The sequence below is a fragment of the Niveispirillum lacus genome (assembly GCF_002251795.1).
GTDB classification, from domain to species: domain Bacteria; phylum Pseudomonadota; class Alphaproteobacteria; order Azospirillales; family Azospirillaceae; genus Niveispirillum; species Niveispirillum lacus.
The window spans coordinates 505765-525516 of sequence record NZ_NOXU01000032.1 but is presented as its reverse complement, the minus strand read 5'-3'; the positions used below and the strand labels follow the sequence as shown (position 1 = coordinate 525516).

The following is a 19752-nucleotide window of genomic DNA, read 5'->3' as shown; positions in this document are numbered from 1 at the left end:
CGGTGGAGAGATCCTATGCCGACATGGAAAGGCCCCGCATCCTGGGCCGGTGGAGAAGCCTGCGCTGGCGACCGGCTGCCCTATAAGGCGCTGCTGGAGGATGGCAGCCTGCTGCTGCGCGACGGGTCGCTGCTGCGCACCCTCCATGTCGCGGGTCTGGCCTTTGAAACAGAGGATTCAGAGGCGCTGAACCACCGGCTGGCGGTCCGGGAGGTGATGCTGCGGTCCGCGCTGGATGCCCGTCATGTCATCTATCACCATGTCATCCGCCGCCGTATCCAGCCGGAATTGACCGCGACATTCGACAGCCCGCTGGCGGGCCTTATCGACCGCCGCTGGCAAGAACGGCTGTCTGACCGTCGGCTGTTCATCAATGAACAGTTCCTGACCATTCTGCGTCGCCCCGCGCGGGGCAAGGCTGGGCTGGTGGATCGTATCCTGTCGCGGGGCCGGTCGGCCCAACGGCTGGACAGCGAACGTCGTGCCCTGGACGCCGCAGTGGGCGCCCTGCTTGCCGGTCTGGAGCCCTATAGCGCGCGGGCCCTCGGCACCTATGACACGGCACATGGGCCCTGCTCGGAAGTGCTGGAGCTGCTGTCGGCGCTGTATAACGGGGAGATGCGGCCCGTCCTGCTGCCGCCCAAGGGCACCGATATCGGCCGCCATATCCCCTATGCCCGTGTCAGCTTCGGTGTCGAGGCGCTGGAACTGGCAGGTCCGCAGGGCCGTCAGGTGGCCGCCGGCCTGTCGGTGAAGGAATATCCCGACGCCACCCGCGCCGGCCTTCTGGACAATATCCTGCGCCTGCCCATCGAATTGACCCTGACGGAGAGCTTTGCCCCGGTGGACCGGCAGACGGCGCGCGAACGGATGGATCTGGCACTGCGCCGTCATCGTGCCACGGATGAGGACACGGTGACCGAACGGGCGGAGATGCTGGCCGCACGCGACGCGGTGTCGGCGGGGCAGGTTGGGTTCGGGGATCACCATCTGGGGCTGGTGGTGCGAGCCGATAACCTGACGTCATTGGATGATGCCGTGGCCCTGGCCGGTGCCGCCCTGTCGGATTTGGGTGCCATTGCCGTGCGCGAAGATGTGAACCTGGAACCGCTGTTCTGGGGCCAGTTCCCCGGCAATGAGCGTTTCCTGGTCCGCCGCGCCCTGATTTCTACGGCCAATGCCGCCGGCTTCTTGTCGCTGCATGGTTTCCCCCTGGGCAGCGCCGGCGGTAACCATTGGGGTGACGCCGTCACGATGTTCGAGACGACGAGCGCCACGCCCTATTTCTTCAATTTCCACGAAGGCGATCTGGGCAATTTCACCATCATCGGCCCCTCCGGGTCGGGTAAGACGGTGGTGCTGAACTTCCTGGCGGCCCAGGCGCAGAAATTCAAGCCGCGCACCATCTTCTTTGACAAGGACCGGGGGGCGGAGATTTTCCTGCGCGGGATCGGCGGCCATTACAGCCGCCTGCTGCCCGGCGAGCCGTCGGGCATGAACCCGCTGCAATTGCCCGACAGCCCCGTCAACCGCGCCTTTCTGCGCCTGTGGCTGGCGTGCCTGCTGAAGGCAGAGGGGCCGGAGGAAGAGGCGGCGATTGCCGATGCTGTTGATGCCTGTTTCGACCATGCCCCGCATCTGCGCCGCCTGCGTCACTTCCGCGAACTGCTGTCGGGCGCCAGCCGGCCCATGCCGGGCGATCTGGCCAGCCGTCTGTCGCCCTGGATCGGGGCGGGTGAACATGCATGGCTGTTCGACAATGGTGAGGACCGGCTGGATCTGGATGCGCGCGTCCTGGGCTTTGACATGACGGCGCTGCTGGACGTGCCGGCCTTGCGCACGCCGGCCATGATGTATCTGTTCCACCGGGTTGACGAGCGGCTGGACGGGGACCCGTCCATGATCCTGATTGATGAGGGCTGGAAGGCACTGGACGATCCGGTTTTTGCAGCGCGTATCCGCGACTGGCTGAAGACACTGCGCAAGCGCAACGCCATTGTCGGCTTCGCCACGCAATCGGCCCGCGACGCGCTGGACAGCCGCATCGCCAGCGCCATTGTCGAACAGACCTCCACCATGATCTTCATGCCCAATCCCAAGGCGCGGGAGGATGATTATTGCGCCGGGTTCGGCCTGTCGGCGCATGAGTTGGACCTGATCCGTGGGTTGCCGGCGCATGGCCGCTGCTTCCTGGTTCGCCACGCCAACCATTCCATTGTGCCGCGCCTGGATCTGGGCGGCATGAATGACATGCTGATGGTGCTGTCGGGGCGGGAGGCCACTGTCCGCCGTCTGGACATGATCCGCGCCAGCACCGGCGATGATCCCGACCGCTGGTATCCCCGCCTGACGGGCACGCCCTGGCCCGGCGCGACGGATCGGCCCAATGTGGAAAGGATGGCAGCGGAATGAGCAACGCGACCTGCCCCGGATTTTCCAGTCTGGATGGACAAGGCGGTGTGGCCGCTGCGCTGCGCGCCGTAGACTGTCTGGCCGCCCAGACCACGGAAAAGGCCTTTTCGACCCTGCTGGGCCCTGATGGTGCGCTGGGTCAGGCGTTGACCCTGCTGCTGACGCTCTATGTCGCGTTGATGGCGGTGCGGATGTTGACAGGCCGCACCGGGGTGGGCCTGTCCAGCCTGACCCCGCGCATGATGGGGCTGGGCCTGGTCCTGTGCTTTGCCACCTCCTGGGCCGCCTATCATCAGGTGGTCTGGAACCTGCTGGTGGGAGCGCCCGACCATCTGGCCTCGCTGCTGGCCGGGACACGCGGGTCGGCCCCGTCATTGTTCGCTGACCGTCTGGATCAGCTCTTTCAACTGGTACTGGACGCAGCGCGACAGTCGGCGGTTGCGGGGGCTGAGAAACCGACGATGTTGGCCGGCATGCGCCCGGCGGACTTGCTGTGGATCGCCTCGCTGCTGTTGCTGTTTGGGACCGTGGGCGTGCTGGTTGCTGCCAAGATCGCGCTGGCGGCATTGCTGGCGCTGGGCCCGGTCTTCATCATTCTCGCCCTGTTCAGGGCAACCAGTGGCCTGTTCGAAGGGTGGCTGCGTGCCGCCATCCTGTTTGCCATCGTGCCGTTGCTGACTGTGCTGGTGGGTACCGGTGCCTTGGCCCTGATTGCGCCGATGCTGTCGGACCTGGCCCTGGCAGGCGGGACCCCGACGCCGGAACTGGCCGTGTCGGTCCTGCTGGGGGCAGGCGTGTTCAGCCTGCTGATGCTGCTGGTCCTGCGGGTGGCGGCAACACTGACGGCGGGCTGGCGCCTGAACCTGCATGGACAGCCTGATACAGTCCGCCGTCAGGCCGGGCCCGCCCGCACCGGTGCCCCCCTGGTCACTGTCCAGGCTCCCGCTGCCACTGCTGCCCGCGCCAGTGCCAGCGCCCACAGTAACGCCGCCGCCGCCCTGTCGGGCGCGGCGCTGCTGACCCAGAATTCCTTTCAGACCGCGCCGCGCGCCGCCGCCATGGCGCTGCCCGGTGGGCTGACCCAGCCGGGCGATGCCGCCCGCCAGAACCCGACCGCTGCCCCGCGTAACCGCCACGCCACGGGTCTGGGCCAGCGTTTCCGCCGCCCATCCGTGAAAGGAGCCTGATCATGACCAAGCGCCTGTTGACCCTGCCGCTGCTGGCGGCCCTGCTGACCACCACGCCCTGCTTTGCCGACCATCGCATCCTGTGGAAGGACTATGACGAGGCCGCCGTCGTCACCGTGCCGGGCCGTGCCGGCATCCAGACGACGATCCAGTTCGAGGCGGGGGAACGGATCGAAAATGTAGCCATCGGCGACAGTGCGGGCTGGCAGGTCACGCCCAACCGCCGCGCCGACCTTCTGTTCTTGAAGCCGATCCTGCCCGACAGCCGCACCAACATGACGGTCGTTACCGACCGCCGCACCTATCTGTTCGACCTGACAACGGGGGGCAAGGGCGGCCCGCTGTATGTCATGCGCTTCAGCTATCCCAAGCCCTTTGCCCCACCGGCCCCCGTAGTGGCAGAGGCACCACCGCCCGAGATCACCACCAACCCGGTCCCGGCGGAGACCACGCAGGCCCAGCCCCCGCTGCCCAGCGATCTGAACTTTGCGTGGGAGAAGGAGGGCCCGGAAAAGATGCTGCCGGCGCAGGTGTTTGACGATGGTCATTCGACATATCTGCGCTGGGAGGCCGGGGCCGAGGTGCCGGCCATTCTGGTGGCCGGTCCCGACGGTGTCGATGGTCCCGCCAATTACGCCCTGCGCAATGATCTGATCGTCCTGGATGGGGTGCCGCGCCGTATCACCCTGCGCAATGGCAAGCGCACGGCCAGCCTGGCCCCCGTCACCCAGACCGCGGAAAGGACCCCGTGATGAGCTTCAGCGCCGACCCCGTCCGCGTCAGTGACGATCCCCGCCTGTCCATGTCGGCCGGGGCCCTGGTCCTGGCGGGCCGTACCCATTACCCGACCGTGGCCGACAGGCGCGGCGCGGGCACTCTGGGGCTGGCCGCCGGCCTGGCCTGTGTCCTGGCCCTGGGTGGTCTCACCTTCTGGGGCTTGAACCAGGCGCGGCAACCGGTGGCGGAACCCGCCCCGCTGCCGGCCCCGCCCGTCCCGCCACCGGCGCCATTGGCCGCCTTGCCGGTCCCACCCCCGGCCCTGGCGCCGGTGGCGGTGACGCCCCTGCCGCAGCCGGCGCGCGTTCCAGACCCACAGCGGCTGGCCGCCCCCGTCATGGTCTTTGACATGTCAGTCCCGGCACCCGCCACGTCCCCCATGGCGGCCCCGACCACCGCATCCGCCCCCCCAGGGCCGGTCGCAGCGGTGCCGGCGGCCCCCGGCGCCCTGTCAGACAATGAGGCCTTTGCCCTGCGCGTCGGCAATGGCGGGGTGGATACGGCCAGCGCTGTCCATGCCATCGCGCCATCCACGACGGTGGCGCAGGGGGCATTCATTTCGGCTGTGCTTGAAACCGCCATCGACAGTGACCTTCCCGGCCATGTCCGTGCCGTGGTCAGCCAGGATGTGCGGTCGTTCGATGGCAGCCGGGTCCTGGTCCCCCGCACCTCCCGCCTGATCGGACAGTACAAGTCCGGCCTGCAAGCAGGACAGAAGCGGGTTTATGTGCTGTGGACCCGGCTGATCCGGCCTGATGGCGTCTCGGTGGCGCTGGCATCGCCGGCCATCAGCCAGGACGGCAAGTCCGGCCTGTCCGGAGATGTCGATACGCATTTTGTGGAACGGTTCGGGTCGGCAACCATGCTGTCGGTGGTTGGTGCCCTGTCGGCCATCGGCAATGCGGCCCTGATCCTGTCGGGTTCTCAGTCGGCGGCCAGTGTCGCCGCACAACGCGACAGCCAGATCCCGCCCACTATTCGCATTGACCAGGGACAGCCCATTCGCGTCTTCGTGGCGCGCGACCTTGACTTCTCCCTTGTTGCCAACGGAGGCCGGTCATGAATGCCAGTGTCGCCATCCTGAACGAAGCCGTCTATCTGGCCGAGTATCTGGCCCCGTTCCAGCCCTTGCTGAACGACACTTTGGTCACGGAAATCATGGTGAACCGGCCCGGTGAGATCTGGGCGGAGCGGGCGGGCAGCGGCATGGTTCGCCTGACAGACCCGCGTATCGACGAGCGATTGCTGCGCCGCCTGGCCGAGCAGGTGGCGCGCCTGTCCAATCAGGGGATCAATCGCAACCAACCGCTGCTGTCCGGTCGACTGCCCGATGGGGCGCGGGTGCAGTTTGTGGCGCCGTCCGCGACACGCGGCCATTGGGCCATGGCCATCCGCCGCCACCGTCTGGTCGATGTGCCGCTGTCAGCCTATGCCGCCCTGGCGCCGGCCGCTGATGAGGGGTGGCGGGGGCTTGATCCGATGCGAGACCCCGCCGCCTATCTGACGGCCGCCATCAAGGCCCGGCGCACCATTCTGGTCAGCGGCGGCACCTCCACCGGCAAGACCACCTTTCTGAACGCCCTGCTGCGGCAGATGCCGGAACAGGACCGGCTGGTCGTGGTGGAGGATACGCCGGAGATCACCCTGTCCGCCCCCAACGCCCTGGGCCTTGTGGCGGTGAAGGGGGAAATGGGGGAGGCACGGGTGACCACCAACGACCTGTTGCAGGCGTCGTTGCGCCTGCGACCGGACCGCATTGTTCTGGGCGAGTTACGCGGGGGAGAGGCGGTCAGTTTCCTGCGCGCCGTCAATACCGGCCATCCTGGCTCTGTCAGCACCATCCATGCCAACAGCCCGCAAGGTGCCCTGCAGCAGTTGGCCCTGATGGTGATGCAGACAGGCTTCAACCTGTCGGTACAGGATACGATCGCCTATGCCCGGTCAGTCGTGGATGTGATCGTGCAACTGGACCGGCGCGACGGCCAGCGCGGGATCAGTGCGATCTGGTCGACCGTCTAACCTTTGGTGACCATGGCGGCGATGATGGTGTCAGCGATCTGTGCGCCGGACAGGAAGGCGGCCTCCACCCGGCCCTGACGCAGCCAGTCACCGCACAAGGCGATCCGATGGTCGGGATCGATCTGCGGGCCGTCCGCGCGGACAGGGTCGCTATTGGCGGACGGCCAGTGATGAAGGGTTGTTACGCTGGCGTGAAACGGACGTTCACACAGGTCGGAAAGAGCCGCTAGCAACGCCGCCTGAATGTCGGCCGGGGGGCGGTCGCGGTTGGCATCGGCCCAGGCATTGGCGGCAAGGGCGACGATACCGGATGGCCCCTGGTGCCCCGGTCGCGACCCGGTAACCGAGATCCAGCTAAGTGGGGCGTCCTTCACCAGGGCGGCATCGAAACCAAGATCAAGGTCGCCGTCCAGACCCAGCATCAGGGCGTAGCAGGACTTCATCCGCGCGCGGGCGGTGACAGACCGCAGCGGGCAATCAGCCGGCAGCAGCGCATGCGCCCCTGGGGCCGGCAGCGCCAGGATGACCAGACCAAATGGTCCCTGTTCACCATCGCTGTCGAGGGTCAGCCATGTGCCATCCAGGGCGGAGCGCAGGCCGGTCACCCGGCGCGACAGGCGCAGATCCAGACCGGTCGCCCAGGAGGCGGCAAGGGCCCCCATGCCACCGATCCCCACATAATGCGCGCTCTCTGAGGTCCATTGTCGACGCGACGCGATGGTGCCGCCCCGGAATTCCGCAAACCGTGCGATCCAGGGTGCGACCACCCCCTGGTCGACCAGGCGGCGCACCTCTGCTGCAAACCGGGGATGGCGGGGTTTGAAGAACTGGGCGCCATGGTCGAAAGCGTGCCCGTCGCATCGCCGTGTGGCCAGCCGCCCCCCCACACTGGCCGCTGCGTCGTACAGCACGGTGGGGATGCGTGGCGACAGCAGGCGCGCAGCGGTTAGTCCCGCGACACCGGCGCCAATGATGGCGACAGGCTGTTTATGCTGCCGCAGAGCCCAGTACGCATCCGGCACCCTGTCTCTCCCCCTGTCCGGAAAATACACCATGATGGACATGGGGTATCGCGGCGCAGATGCCAGCCCCGATGCCGACAGAAGAGGCTGGACCGGGTCAGGGCTGCGCGGGGCTGAACAGGGGATCGGCCATCCGTACCGGTTCGACATCCAAGGACAGGTTCAAGGCCGTGACGCCATTTCCAGCCCAGCCCTGGCTGTCGGAGCGGCGGGACAGAAGCATGCGGAAGGCGGGGCGGCGGGCGGGATCGGCGGCATCGAAGGCCAGTCCTGTCGCCTGACCCTGGCGGCTTTCCAGTACCTGTGCCATCAGCCGCCCGAACTGCCAGGGCGCCAGAATGTCCCCCGTTGCCAGGATGGATGGCAATTCCGGATCAGGGGCGAAACCGGGGCTGGACGGTGCGATCGGTGCTGCGGCCCGGGTCGGGCCGGGTGTCACGGTACCGCTGACAAGGTCGAGCCGGTCACCATCCCGCAGCAAAGATACTACCGTACCCGTCTGCGCGAAGGGCCAACCGGGGCGGCGGGTGGCGGTGCGGGTATCGAGCAGCACAACCCCGCTGGCCCCCACCACCTCCGCCTCCTGGCGCTTGCGGATGATGATGGCGGTATTCTCATCCACACCCAAGCCGCGCGTATAGCCAGCGGCATCCATGGCCACCAGGGTGCGGGCGAAACGACCGCGGGCCAGGAAATGCTGATCCACAAACCAGTCGGGGCCGATGAAGCCCAGGCCCGGACCCAGGGTACGGCCCGCGATGGGGCCGGCGTCCAGCAGGTCCAGCGTTTCGGGCGCGTCCTTGATCATGGTGGCGGACATGATGGCGGCCCCGGCGGAAGAACCGCCAATCACGGCGCCCGCCGCGTGGGCGGCGCGGATGGCGGCCAGCAGCGGCGTGTCAGACCCGTCGGCACGAAGAAGGGCTGCCGTATAGCGTGACTGATCGCCGCCCACCAGGAAGAAGCCGCCGGCATGGCGGGCGCGGTCGACCCACAGGGGATCGCTGACAATCGCCGCCGGGGGACGATCAAAGCCCTTTTCGGCCAGCGGCAGCAGCATGGCATTGGCACCAAGGCTGCGCAGATGTTCCACGATGCGCCCACCGCTGCCGACGGGATCGCCGCTGGCGGTCGGCAGGACCAGGATCATGGCCCCCTTGCCGCCGGCCAGATCCACCAGCCGGGACCAACCGGGATTCTCCAGTTTAAAATCCCCCCCTGCAATAAGCAGCGATCCTTTCACCGGTTCCGACCATGCCGGCAGGGCCGTTGCGATGACAGCAAGCAGACACAGGACAAAGCGGCGCATGGGGACATCCGGGCGTGGGTGGCGAAAAGAAAAGGCGGTCTTGCGGGAAATGTGCCCCTCCCGCAAGACCGCGACAACGCTCGACCGGCAGATCAGAAGACCAGACGGGTGCGCAGATAGTAGGACCGGCCGATGGCGGAGGCCGGACGGCCGATATCGCCAAAGAACTGGCCCTTGTTGGTCAGGTTATTGACGCCGGCGGTCACCCGCATCTCGTCCGTCACCTGATAGGACACGGTCGCATCATGCACCCAGGCAGCAGGCGCGTAGGCCTGAACAAAGGTGCTGGCCGTTTCTGTTTCAACGCCGGTCAGGGTCTGCCGCGACTGGTAGAAGCCGTACCAGGCGACACTCCAGACATCGTCGCTCCACGACACGGACGGGTTCAGGTTCCATTCGGGGAACAGACGTTCACCCAGAGCGTTGTTGGCAGCGGCGGCGTTGCTGGGGCTCTGGAACGTGCGGTTCTTCTCGTTCCAGGTGCCCGTCAGGCCCAGCGTGACGCGGCCATTCTCACCCAAGCCGATTTCTTCCAGATCCACGGGGTAGACCAGATCGAAATCGATGCCGCTGGCTTCGAACCGGGCGAAATTGATCGTCGTCTGGTTCAGCGAATTGACGGCCAGGAAGGTGGGCGAGGTGCTGGTGCGGTTACGACCCACCTGCGAACAGAAGGGATTGTCCCGGCTGGGCGCATCATAACAGGCATTCAGGATGTTCTGGCCCGTCACTTGGCTGATCGCATCCTCGATCTTGATGTTCCAGTAATCGACCGCCAGCGAGAAGCGGGGCAGGAAGGACGGCGTCAGCACCACACCGGCCGTATAGCTGGTGGAGGTTTCCGGGTCCAGGTCCGGGTTGCCGCCGGTAAAGCCCGGTACGCGGGCGGTGCGGGTGTCCAGCCAGCCATTGGGGATGCCGTCAGCGGCGCAGTTGGCGCGGCGGTTGGCCGGGTTGGGGCCAGTGCCGATCTGACCGGCATCGCAGGGATCAACGACAGAGAACAGGGTGGACGAACGCGGGGCAAACAGTTCCTGGATGTTGGGGGCGCGGATGGTGCGGGAATAACCGCCACGCGCACGGATATCCGCTACCGGGGCATAGACACCGCCCACCTTCCAGGTATTCACACCGCCCACCGTGCTGTAATCGCCATAACGATAGGCGCCATCCAGCGACAGCAACTCCACGCCCGGCAGGTCGGCCAGCAGCGGGGCGTTCAATTCGACAAAGCCTTCGGTGACGTCAAAGCCACCGACCACATTCTGGCGGCCGCCACGGTCGGTGTAGTTGAGACGCTCAAACTCCGTGACCTCGAAACGGCTGTCTTCCTTGCGGTGTTCCAGACCGGCGGCAAAGCCGATGGGACCGCCCGGCAGGGCCAGGGTTTCGCCCAGGTCGCCGGTGATGCTGGCGTTCCAGACCTGCTGCTTGATGGTGGACTTGATGGGATTGTCGTAGGTGACAAAATCCTGTGCGGCTTCTGACGGGGCTCCCAGACCGAACAGGTTCAAGGGCTTGCACGAACCGTCGCCGGCCTTGAACGTGTTGTACCCGGACCAGGAGAAGACCGGGAAGTCCGACACAGACGGAACCGAGGTGGGGTTCAGGTCGGACCGGCAGACAATCTGGCCGTTGGGGGCGCGCACGGCGTCGATGGCGGCGAAGAACCGGTCGTTCAGGCGGGTCGGGCGCTTGTCGGTGGCATCGGTGCGACCGTAGTTGTAGGAGGCTTCATAGGCCCAGCCATTGTCCAACTCACCCTCGAAGCCCAGCACGCCGCGATAGGTGTCGCGATTGTTGCGGACGACCGGGTCGACCACGTCTGAATGGTCGCGGGTGATGATGAACTGGTAGGTATTGGCCAGGGCCGGTTCCGCCGCGATCTGGGCATTGGCGATGTCACGCAACTGCTGCGGAATGAAGGGATTGTCCAGCTTGATGCGGATGCTGTCGTCAAAAGTGCGGACACTTTCGACCTGACGGCTGGTGTTGCGGACGTACTTGGCTTCCACGAACGGTTTGAAGTAGGGGCTGACCTCGTAGCGGGCATTCAGGTTGGCCGTTTGCGTGGAGAGGTCACCGACCAGGGTGGCGCGGTCCAGATAATCGGGTGTGCCATCCCCACCAAGCTGGTCATTATTGGCGAAGATACCGTCCTGGAATGGGCGGATGCGACCCGTGCTGGGATCAATGACCAAGCAGCCATAGCCACGGCGGCCCGGATAATTCTGCAGGCAGTCGCGGGTGCCGTTATTGTCCAGGTCGATATTGGGTGCGCGGCTGTTGGTGCCGGACACGGGGAAACCCGTGCCGCGTGGGTCAAAGCCGATGATGCCGTAGATGGAGGATAGGCCGAAACGCTGGTTCGTGCCGAAGGCGCGGGCCTTGGCATTCTGGGCGCGGGCGATCAGGGTCTGGCCGGCAATGGCCTGATTGGCCGTGGACAGGGACAGGATGCGGGTGCCAGCGGTGACGCCGGCCGCACGCAGGGCCGGGGTCAGGTCCGTTTCTTGGATGAACAGTTCCGGGTTGGCCGTGTCATCGGCGATGCCATTGCCGCGCGACCATTTGCGGTCGCCGAATTCCAGTGGCTTCTGATCCACTGAGGACAGGGACAGGGTGATATTGCCCTTGCCGTCATCGAAATTGCGGCCAATGGTGGCGGCGACATAACGGCGGTCGGCATCGCCCTTTTCCGACAGGCCGTATTGCGCCGTCAGATCCTGACCTTCGAAATCCTTCTTCAGGACAAAGTTGACCACACCGGTCACGGCGTCGGAACCGTAGACGGCCGACGCACCGCCGGTCAGCACATCGACGCGTTCGACCAGGGCCGACGGAATGGTGGAAATGTCCACCGATGCCTCACCGGCGATACCGGCAACATGGCGGCGGCCATTGACCAGCACCAGGGTGCGCGCCGCCCCCAGGCCGCGCAGATTGGCGGTGGGGACAGGGGCAGCAGAGGAGAGTTGGTCCGACGAGCGGGTGTTCTGCAGGGCGGGCAGGCGGTTCAACGCATCGGAGATGCTGGTGATGCCACGCGCCGACAGTTCCGCCTCGCCCAGCGCCGTGACAGGCACGGGGCTCTGTTCGGCCGGGCGCGCGATGCGCGAACCGGTCACGACAATTTCTTCCAGCAGCCCGCCTTCCTGCGCGATGGCGGGGCTGGCCAGGAGGGCCAGCGCGGTGGTGGTCACCAGCAGATGTTTGGTTTTCATGGTCATGTCCCTCAACTGAAGTCTCCCGAGTTTCTGGATGGGGCTGCCCGTTTGCCGGGTCTGGCGCCCATAATGGTTGGGTGGCGTTTCGGTTTGGCTCAGGCGTGGCCGGCGCGGTGCAGGCTGCTGGCTAGGAAGGTGCGCAGGCGGTCGCTCTGCGGATTGGTCATCAGGTCGGATGGCGTACCCTGTTCCTCGATCCGGCCCTTGTGCAGAAAGACAAGCTGGCTGCCGACATCGCGGGCGAAGGCCATTTCATGGGTCACGACCACCATGGTCCGCCCTTCCTCCGCCAGACCCCGCATGACACGCAGCACCTCGCCCACCAGTTCGGGATCAAGCGCGCTGGTCGGTTCATCGAACAGCATCACGTCGGGTTCCATGGCCAGCGCACGGGCGATGGCCACGCGCTGCTGTTCCCCGCCCGACAGATGGGCGGGATAGGCATCGCGGCGGTGCAAGACACCAACGCGGGCCAGGTAATGATCGGCCCGTTCAATCGCTTCCGCCTTGGACAGGCCATTGACCCGGATCGGTGCCTCGATGACATTGCGCAGGACCGTCATGTGGCCCCACAGATTGAACTGCTGGAACACCATCGACAGGCGCGCGCGCAGGCGGCGCAACTGGGCGGGATCGGCGGCGGTCAGCTCTCCTGCCCGGTCGGGCGTCAGGGCCAGACGCTCCCCCGCCACCGTCAAGCAGCCGGCATTCGGGCGTTCCAGCAGGTTCAGACAACGCAACAGGGTGCTTTTTCCTGATCCGGATGCACCGATCAGGGCGATCACATCCCCGGCGCGGGCCTGCAAAGAAACATCGTGGAGGACGTCGATGCTGCCATAACGTTTGGCGATATTGTCGGCTTGCAGCTTGATTTCCATGGGGTGTCTCACGGGCTCAACAGATTGCCGGAACGGCGCAGGCGGGTGCCGGCCAGCTTGCCCAGGCGGTTGCCGGGGAAGGCCATGCGGGTGGCGATGCGGGCGAACAGCAGGCCGCCGCCCTGGCTGGCAACCGGGACGGACTGACCGGTAACGGGGTCGATGATGTCGGCGATAATCTCCCCGGCCTCTACCGCCGCGCCCAAGGGCCGGCGATAGACCAGGACACCGGCCGCCGGGGCGATCAGCGGTTCAACCGCTTCCAGCGGGGTGGGGGCACAGAGCGGCAGGGGCAGGGTGGGGGCAGGGCCTTTGGCAGCCCCGGCATGGGTCAGAAAATCCACCAGCGCACGGGCGTCGCGATCCGCCAGATCATGGTCGACATCCGCCTGCCCGCGCAGTTCCACCGTGACCGAACGACAGGCCAGCGGAATGGGAAGATGGGGGAAACGGTCGCGCAGGGCCTTCCATGGACGGCTCACGGCCTCGTCGAACGGGTTGTCGCCGCTCTCATCGGCGGTCAGCAGGGCCTGGCCCCCCAACAGGCGCGTCAGGGGTTCCATCTCTGCTGCCAGGGGGGTCAGGGTATAGAGATGCATCACGGCCTCATGGTCGCAATGCAGGTCCAGCACCCAGTCGGCCCCCACGGCCAGCGACATCAGCAGCACTTTCAAATGCTGGGCCGGCGATTGCGGCCGCATTTCCGACAGCGCATCGGCCAGGGCCGCCCGGATCAGGGCCGTGTTGGCCTCGGCATTGTCGCCCAGCTTGCCCTGTACGCGGGCGGCAGCGGCCGGGGCCAGCCAGGGGAAGTCGCGGTTGAAATTGCGACCATCGGTCAGGTCGAACCGGCCCAGCATGTCGCCCAGCACCGCCTGTGACAGGCCGATCGGGTTGGCGATGGGAACCAGCACCACCTCGCCCAGCAGCTTGCCTTCCGCTTCCAGCCGCGTCAGGTGACGGCGCAGCTTGTCGGCCACCAACATGGCGGGGATTTCATCGGCATGCAGGCTGGCCTGGATATGGATGCGGGGCCGCCCGCCGGGGGGGCCGAAGCGCTGCACCGTCACGGTACGGTGGGTGCCTTGCGTCGTGCCGGGCAGGGACAGGGTTTCAGATCGCACGATGGTGCCGCTCCTCAAGAGGCACCGGCCGGATGCGCCAGATGCCGCAGCAGGCGGCGCTCCAGCAGCCGGAACAGGCCGGTGATGCACAGGGTCAGGGCGAGATAGAACAGGGCCGCCGTTCCAAACGCTTCCACCGCCAACAGGGTGTTGGCATGGACGTCACGGGCCACGCGGGTGATCTCCACCAGGGTCACCGCACTGGCGATGGAAGTGGCATGCATCAGCATCACCAGCTCATTGCCATATTGCGGCAGGGCGCGGCGGATGGCGCCGGGGATCAGGATGCGGGTGTAAATGTCAAAACCCGTCATGCCCAGGCTGCGCGCCGCTTCCACTTCACCTGACGGTGTGGCGCGCAAGGCGCCGGCCAGCATTTCGGTCGTGTAGGCGGCGGTGTTCAGGGTGAAAGCGATCCAGGCGCAGAACCAGGGCTCCCGCAGCAGCGGCCAGAGGCTGCTTTCGCGGACCAGATCAAACTGTGCCAGTCCGAAATAGACCATAAAAAGCTGCACCAGCAGCGGTGTGCCGCGCAGCACATAGGTGAACAAAAAAACGGGCTTCGACAGGAACGGGTTGGCCGACACCCGCGCCACCGCCAGCGGCAGCGACAAGGACAGGCCGGCAGCGGCCGAGGCCAGCAGCAGCAGGAGGGTAACGCGCGCGCCGTCCAGGAAGGCGGGCAGATTGTCCTGGATAATCTGAAGATCGACCATCACAGCACCGCCTTGCGCACGCCCAGCGAGAAGCGCTTTTCAACCTGGCCAAGCGCCAGGATAGAGACCGTCGTCACCACCAGATAAATGGCCGCGACGGCGGCATAGAAGGTGAAAGGCTGGGCCGTGGCGGCGGTCGCCAGGCTGGCGCGGTGGACCATGTCGTCCAGACCGATGATCGATACCAGGGCCGAGGCCTTGACCATGACCAGCCAGTTATTGGCAAAGCCGGGAATGGCATGGCGGATCATCTGCGGCAGGGTGATATGGCAGAGAACCTGCACCCCACTCATCCCATAGGCCAGACCGGCTTCGGCCTGCCCCTTGGGGATGGACAGGAAGGCGCCCCGGAAGGTTTCCGTCAGATAGGCGCCATAAATGAAACCCAGGGTCAGGCTGCCGGCCAGAAACGGATCGACATCGATATAATCCCAGCCCAGACGCAGGCCGATATCATTGACCAGGGCCTGACCGCCATAGAACAGGGCGAGCATCAGCACCAGATCGGGGATGGAACGGATCAGCGTGGTGTAGGTGCCAGCGACAGCCCGGGCCCCGCGACCCGACGACAGCTTGGCCAAGGCGCCGGCCAGACCGAACAGCGACGCGATGGCGAGCGACACCAGCGACACCGATAGGGTTGTCAGCAATCCGTCAAGCAATATGGGCAGATACTCGATCAGCATGGGCATGCAACCGGCGTTCACCCCCGGCAGGGCCGGGGATGGGGAGGGAAGGGCGGTGGTAAAAGGGGCGGGGTGGGATCAGGGCGGCGGTGCCGCCCTATCCCTCAGGAGTTCCCGCCCGAAACATCGAACGTGAAATAACGTTGGGCGATCTGCTGATAGCGGCCATCGGCCTTGATGGCGCGCAACGCGGTGTTGATCTTGTCGCGGAGCGCGGTGTCGCCCTTGCGCACGGCAATGCCGACATCACTGTCACCCTTCAGGCGCAAGGGCTCGCCCACAGTAGCGAACCCTGCCCCTTCCGGCCGCTTCAGGAACAGGCCTTCTGCAATCACCGATGAGCCCAGCGCGATATCCCCGCGTCCTGCCCGCAGTTCCAGATAGACATCCGTCTCTTTGGCGACCAGCAGCAGGCGGCTGTCGGGATATTTTTCCTTGGCATGTTTGGCGCGCGGACTGTTACGCAGGACGATAATCGTCTTGCCCTTCAGCGCATCCGGCGTAGGCTCCGTAAAGGCGCCCTGCTTGGCGACCCACCGGGAGGGGACATCATAATAGACGTCGGAGAAATCGACGATTTTCGCCCGGTCGGCGGTGATCGTCATGGAGGCGACGATCATGTCGAACTTGCGGGTGTTCAGCGCCGGGATCATCCCGTCCCATTCCTGCTGCACCAGGGTGCAATCGACCTTCATTTCCGCACACAGCGCGTTGGCGATGTCGATATCAAAGCCAGACAGTTTCCCGTCCGGCCCAATCACCGAGAAGGGCGGATAATTGCCTTCCACCCCCACCCGCATGCGGGCGTTCTGCGCATCGGCAGCGACGGTCAGAAGCAAGAGACTTGCGGCGAACCCCGCCGTCAGGGACATAAGGCGCATCATGGCAACTGGCTTCCGGCACGTTTCGCAATGATCGGCTCGATGACATGGACAATGACACGGAATTTTCATAAGATCAATCCATGAAAAAATCCTCTCAGGCTGATTTTCACGCCCCGGGCCAGGGCGACGCGCAAAGCCAATCCGCCCCCTCAACCGAGGTGGCTTTTGCCGATACCGACCTGGGCCGACGGCTGCTGGCGGTGATGGCGGATGGGACGGCATCGAACCGGACGATTGCTGAACATCTGCTGCGTAATCCCGTGCGCATCACGGCGTGGAGCATCGAGGATCTGGCGGGCGCCATCGGTGTGTCGAATGCCACCTTAAGCCGGTTTGCCCGCGCCGTGGGATATTCAGGCTACCCCGACCTGCGGGCCGGCATGGCGGAGACGTTGCAGACGGTGCTGCGGCCTGTTGAAAAACTGCGCAGCAGTTTCGACCGTGCCGACCCGACCCAGGCCGCGATCAGCGAGGGGCTGGAAACCACACTGGCGCACCTGTCGCGGGTGGCGGATCAGTTGGCGGGGGGCACGCAGCTATCAGAACTGGTCGCCCGACTGAACGCCGCACGCTCGATCTATGTCATGGGTTTCGGCCTGTCGGCGCATGTCGCAGGGTTGCTGGCCCTCGGCTTGCAGCCCTTTTGTGGCAACCTGGTCAATGTCGTTGAATTTGGCGGCACGGAGGTGGCGGCGGGCCGACTGATGAATCTGGGTGAGGGGGATGTGCTGATCGCCATCGCCTTTCCCCGCTACGCCCAGGCAGCGCTGCATCTGGCAGGTTTTGCCAAATCGCGCAGGGCGCATGTGGTGGCCATCACCGACAGCCCGGTCTCCCCGCTGGCACAGCGGGCGGATACTGTCCTGTTGGCGGAAAGCGCCCATCCGGTCCTGTCCAGCAGTCTGACGGCGGCGGTGTTGATGGTGGAAACGCTGGTAACGGCCATGATGCTGTCCAACCGCGACAATGTCGCCCGCGCCGAAAGCCTGACGGACGCCATTTCCAGTTACCTGCATAATCCGTGAGTTTGCATGGTGTCTGGCGCTGACACTGCTTTGTAACTTCATTTGCGGCGGTGAACGCGTCATGCTCCCGGACCCGGCCTGGCCAATGTCAGGCCTTTTGTCCCGTGGAGCCTACCCGATGGATTTCTTCCGCCGTTTCAATTTCCTGGTCTGCGCGCCGGCCTTTGAGGCCGATGAACTGGAAGGGTCGCGGCTGCAGGATATCATTGGGGAGGTGGAGAGGCTGGGATTTGAGGTCACCAAGGCCAGGCGGATCGAGGATGCCGAACTGGCCATCCGCACCGACGCTGCCATCGGCTGCATGGTCTTGGACTGGGGCAAGCGCTGGTCAGAGGGCAAGGCGGCGGCCCTGATCTCTCTGGTCCGCGCCCGCGGACTGGAAATGCCCATCGTACTGCTGGTCCGGCGCAAGCGGCTGGAGGATATCCCGGTTGAGGTGATGCGGGAGATTGACGGCTATGTCTTCCTGGCCGAGGAGACGCCGCAATTCATCGCCAAGAACCTGATCAGCCGCCTGCGCCAATATGCGGAATCCCTGAAGACCCCCTTTTTCGGCGCGCTGGTCGATTATGCCGAGGAAGGCAACCAGATGTGGACCTGCCCAGGCCACAATGGTGGCATTTTCTATAGCCGCAGCCCCATTGGCCGCATTTTTGTGGAACATCTGGGCGAGGCGATCTTCCGCGACGATCTGGATAATTCCGTCGTCGATCTGGGCGATCTGCTGGTGCATGAGGGGCCGGCCCTGCGCGCCCAGAAGGAGGCCGCCAAGATTTTCGGGGCAGAGCGCACTTATTTTGTGCTGAACGGGACCTCGGCGTCGAACAAGGTCGTTCTGGGCGCCCTGGTGGCCGAGGACGACCTTGTCCTGTTCGACCGCAATAACCACAAGGCCGCCCATCATGGCGCCCTGCTGTTGGGCCAGGGTACGCCTATTTTCCTGGAGACTGACCGCAACGCCTTTGGCCTGATCGGTCCCATCGATTATGAGGCGCTGGACGAGGATAAGATCAGAGAGAAGATCCGTACCAGCCCCTGGGTGAAGGACCCCGACGCCTGGAAGAAACCGCGGCCTTTCCGCGTCGCGGTGATCCAGCAATGCTCATATGACGGCACCATCAACAATGCCGATCTGCTGGTCGAAAAGCTGGGCCCGCTGTGTGATTACATCATGTTTGACGAGGCCTGGGCCGGCTTCATGAAGTTCCACCCACTGTTCCAGGGCCGCTATGGCATGGGCGTGAAAAACCTGGGCCCCGACAGCCCCGGCATCATCACGACCCAGTCCACGCACAAGCAGTTGGCCAGTTTCAGCCAGGCGTCCCAGATCCATGTGAAGGACAAGCATATCGGCGATATCGAACGCCGTGTCGAACATCGCCGGTTCAATGAGAGCTTCCTTCAGCACGCCTCCACCAGTCCCTTCTACCCCATCTTCGCGTCACTGGATGTCGGTGCCCAGATGATGAAGGGTAAGTCGGGTGAGGTCCTGTGGGACGATACGATCCGCCTGGGTATCGAGACGCGCAAGAAGCTGCGCGCCATCGCGCGGGAATTCATCGACAAGGAAAGCGATCCCACCCGGCAATGGTTCTTCGATCCGTTCGTGCCCGATGTCACCCGGTTTGAGGGCCGCGATATGCGGTGGGAAGATGTGCCCACGGACGATCTGGCCCGCGATCCCGCGCATTGGATGCTGGAACCGGGGCGCGGCTGGCATGGGTTCAGCCATCTGGGCCCCAATTATGCCATGACCGACCCCAACAAGCTGACCATCCTGACGCCGGGTTTTGACCGGCGTACAGGCGCCTATCTGGATCAGGGGATACCGGCCCCGGTGGTGGCTGAATATCTGCGTGAGAACCAGATCGTGCCGGAAAAGAACGACTTGAACTCACTGCTGTTCCTGCTGACGCCCGGTGTGGAAAGCAGCAAGGCCGGCGGGTTGATGAGTGCGCTGATCTTCTTCAAGCGGCTGCATGACGATAATGCCCTGCTGGATGAGATCATGCCCGATTTCGTGCGCCGGCGGGCGCCGCGCTATAATGGTGTCCGGCTGGGCGACCTGTGCCGTGACATCCATGCCTTCTACCGCGAACATAATATCAGCGCGTTGCAGCGCGCCCAGTTCCGGCCCGAACATCTGCCGGAAATGGCCATGCTGCCGCATAAGGCCGCCAAGCAGCTTGTTCGCAACAAAGTGGATTTTGTCACCCTGGACGAGCTGCCGGGCCGGATTGCCACCACCTTGATGCTGGTCTACCCGCCCGGTATCGCCACGGTCCTGCCGGGGGAGCGGCTGACAGAGGCCGCCCGTCCCATGATCGATTATCTGAAAGTGTTCGAGAAGGGGGCGAACCTGTTCCCTGGCTTCGATAATGAAATTCAGGGGGTCTATCGCAAGCAGGATGCCGATGGCCGGACCCGCTTCTATACTTATGTGGTGCGGGAGTAACGGCGGGTCTGGCGACAAAAGTACGGGCATC

The 19752-nt window shown here is 65.0% G+C and carries 15 protein-coding genes; 7 read left to right on the top strand and 8 right to left on the bottom strand.

The window, feature by feature from the left end; all coding sequences use genetic code 11:
• Positions 1–15 precede the first annotated feature (15 nt).
• Genes CHU95_RS21335 through virB11 form a run of 5 tightly spaced genes read left to right on the top strand, consistent with a single transcriptional unit; the run spans position 16 to position 6395 of the window.
• Complete coding sequence (locus tag CHU95_RS21335) at positions 16–2412, top strand: VirB4 family type IV secretion/conjugal transfer ATPase (RefSeq protein ID WP_094458363.1); 2397 nt, start codon at positions 16–18, stop codon at positions 2410–2412.
• On the top strand, positions 2409–3599 hold the full coding sequence (locus CHU95_RS21330; protein WP_094458362.1) for a TrbL/VirB6 family protein: 1191 nt from the start codon (positions 2409–2411) through the stop codon (positions 3597–3599). The genes CHU95_RS21335 and CHU95_RS21330 overlap by 4 nt, the downstream gene beginning before the upstream one ends.
• 2 nt (positions 3600–3601) lie before the next feature.
• Positions 3602–4351 carry a TrbG/VirB9 family P-type conjugative transfer protein gene (locus CHU95_RS21325; protein WP_094458361.1) on the top strand — a complete coding sequence of 250 codons (750 nt, stop codon included), beginning with the start codon at positions 3602–3604 and terminating at the stop codon, positions 4349–4351.
• Positions 4351–5439 (top strand): TrbI/VirB10 family protein, encoded by a 1089-nt coding sequence (locus CHU95_RS21320; RefSeq protein ID WP_094458360.1) that lies wholly within the window; start codon positions 4351–4353, stop codon positions 5437–5439. Before CHU95_RS21325 ends, CHU95_RS21320 begins: the two co-directional genes overlap by 1 nt.
• Complete coding sequence (gene virB11, locus CHU95_RS21315; protein ID WP_094458359.1) at positions 5436–6395, top strand: P-type DNA transfer ATPase VirB11; 960 nt, start codon at positions 5436–5438, stop codon at positions 6393–6395. The genes CHU95_RS21320 and virB11 overlap by 4 nt, the downstream gene beginning before the upstream one ends.
• On the opposite strand, the gene CHU95_RS21310 is transcribed toward virB11, so the two are convergent.
• The 8 genes from CHU95_RS21310 to CHU95_RS21275 all read right to left on the bottom strand — a co-directional run bounded on the left by CHU95_RS21310 (position 6392) and on the right by CHU95_RS21275 (position 16241).
• Complete coding sequence (locus tag CHU95_RS21310) at positions 6392–7417, bottom strand: NAD(P)/FAD-dependent oxidoreductase (protein WP_165772299.1); 1026 nt, start codon at positions 7415–7417, stop codon at positions 6392–6394. The two genes, virB11 and CHU95_RS21310, sit on opposite strands and share 4 nt — an antisense overlap.
• Positions 7418–7514: 97 nt before the next feature.
• Complete coding sequence (locus tag CHU95_RS21305) at positions 7515–8726, bottom strand: cyanophycinase (protein ID WP_094458357.1); 1212 nt, start codon at positions 8724–8726, stop codon at positions 7515–7517.
• Positions 8727–8818: 92 nt separating this feature from the next.
• A complete protein-coding gene (locus CHU95_RS21300) occupies positions 8819–11950 on the bottom strand; it encodes a TonB-dependent receptor domain-containing protein (RefSeq protein ID WP_165772298.1) in 3132 nt (1043 codons plus the stop codon).
• Between the two features lie 98 nt (positions 11951–12048).
• Positions 12049–12831 (bottom strand): ABC transporter ATP-binding protein, encoded by a 783-nt coding sequence (locus CHU95_RS21295; protein WP_094458355.1) that lies wholly within the window; start codon positions 12829–12831, stop codon positions 12049–12051.
• Positions 12832–12839: 8 nt separating this feature from the next.
• Entirely contained in the window at positions 12840–13955 is a 1116-nt protein-coding gene (locus tag CHU95_RS21290; RefSeq protein ID WP_094458354.1) for a succinylglutamate desuccinylase/aspartoacylase family protein, read from the bottom strand.
• A 14-nt stretch (positions 13956–13969) separates the two neighbouring features.
• Entirely contained in the window at positions 13970–14671 is a 702-nt protein-coding gene (locus CHU95_RS21285; protein WP_207762578.1) for an ABC transporter permease, read from the bottom strand.
• Positions 14671–15363: an ABC transporter permease gene (locus CHU95_RS21280; protein ID WP_207762577.1), complete on the bottom strand. Its 693-nt coding sequence runs from the start codon at positions 15361–15363 to the stop codon at positions 14671–14673. The genes CHU95_RS21285 and CHU95_RS21280 overlap by 1 nt, the downstream gene beginning before the upstream one ends.
• A gap of 98 nt (positions 15364–15461) precedes the next feature.
• Complete coding sequence (locus tag CHU95_RS21275) at positions 15462–16241, bottom strand: transporter substrate-binding domain-containing protein (RefSeq protein ID WP_165772297.1); 780 nt, start codon at positions 16239–16241, stop codon at positions 15462–15464.
• A gap of 80 nt (positions 16242–16321) precedes the next feature.
• On the opposite strand from CHU95_RS21275, the gene CHU95_RS21270 reads away from it, so the two are divergent.
• Both CHU95_RS21270 and CHU95_RS21265 read left to right on the top strand, forming a co-directional pair.
• Positions 16322–17266: a MurR/RpiR family transcriptional regulator gene (locus CHU95_RS21270; protein WP_094458352.1), complete on the top strand. Its 945-nt coding sequence runs from the start codon at positions 16322–16324 to the stop codon at positions 17264–17266.
• 118 nt (positions 17267–17384) lie between these two features.
• Positions 17385–19721 (top strand): Orn/Lys/Arg family decarboxylase, encoded by a 2337-nt coding sequence (locus CHU95_RS21265; protein ID WP_094458610.1) that lies wholly within the window; start codon positions 17385–17387, stop codon positions 19719–19721.
• Positions 19722–19752: the final 31 nt, after the last annotated feature.

Coding starts and splice junctions, on each gene's coding strand:
- CHU95_RS21335 (WP_094458363.1), top strand. CDS start 16: ATGCCGACATGGAAAGGCCCCGCATCCTGGGCCGGTGGAGAAGCCTGC.
- CHU95_RS21330 (WP_094458362.1), top strand. CDS start 2,409: ATGAGCAACGCGACCTGCCCCGGATTTTCCAGTCTGGATGGACAAGGC.
- CHU95_RS21325 (WP_094458361.1), top strand. CDS start 3,602: ATGACCAAGCGCCTGTTGACCCTGCCGCTGCTGGCGGCCCTGCTGACC.
- CHU95_RS21320 (WP_094458360.1), top strand. CDS start 4,351: ATGAGCTTCAGCGCCGACCCCGTCCGCGTCAGTGACGATCCCCGCCTG.
- virB11 (WP_094458359.1), top strand. CDS start 5,436: ATGAATGCCAGTGTCGCCATCCTGAACGAAGCCGTCTATCTGGCCGAG.
- CHU95_RS21305 (WP_094458357.1), bottom strand. CDS start 8,726: ATGCGCCGCTTTGTCCTGTGTCTGCTTGCTGTCATCGCAACGGCCCTG.
- CHU95_RS21300 (WP_165772298.1), bottom strand. CDS start 11,950: ATGAAAACCAAACATCTGCTGGTGACCACCACCGCGCTGGCCCTCCTG.
- CHU95_RS21295 (WP_094458355.1), bottom strand. CDS start 12,831: ATGGAAATCAAGCTGCAAGCCGACAATATCGCCAAACGTTATGGCAGC.
- CHU95_RS21285 (WP_207762578.1), bottom strand. CDS start 14,671: ATGGTCGATCTTCAGATTATCCAGGACAATCTGCCCGCCTTCCTGGAC.
- CHU95_RS21280 (WP_207762577.1), bottom strand. CDS start 15,363: ATGCCCATGCTGATCGAGTATCTGCCCATATTGCTTGACGGATTGCTG.
- CHU95_RS21275 (WP_165772297.1), bottom strand. CDS start 16,241: ATGATGCGCCTTATGTCCCTGACGGCGGGGTTCGCCGCAAGTCTCTTG.
- CHU95_RS21270 (WP_094458352.1), top strand. CDS start 16,322: ATGAAAAAATCCTCTCAGGCTGATTTTCACGCCCCGGGCCAGGGCGAC.
- CHU95_RS21265 (WP_094458610.1), top strand. CDS start 17,385: ATGGATTTCTTCCGCCGTTTCAATTTCCTGGTCTGCGCGCCGGCCTTT.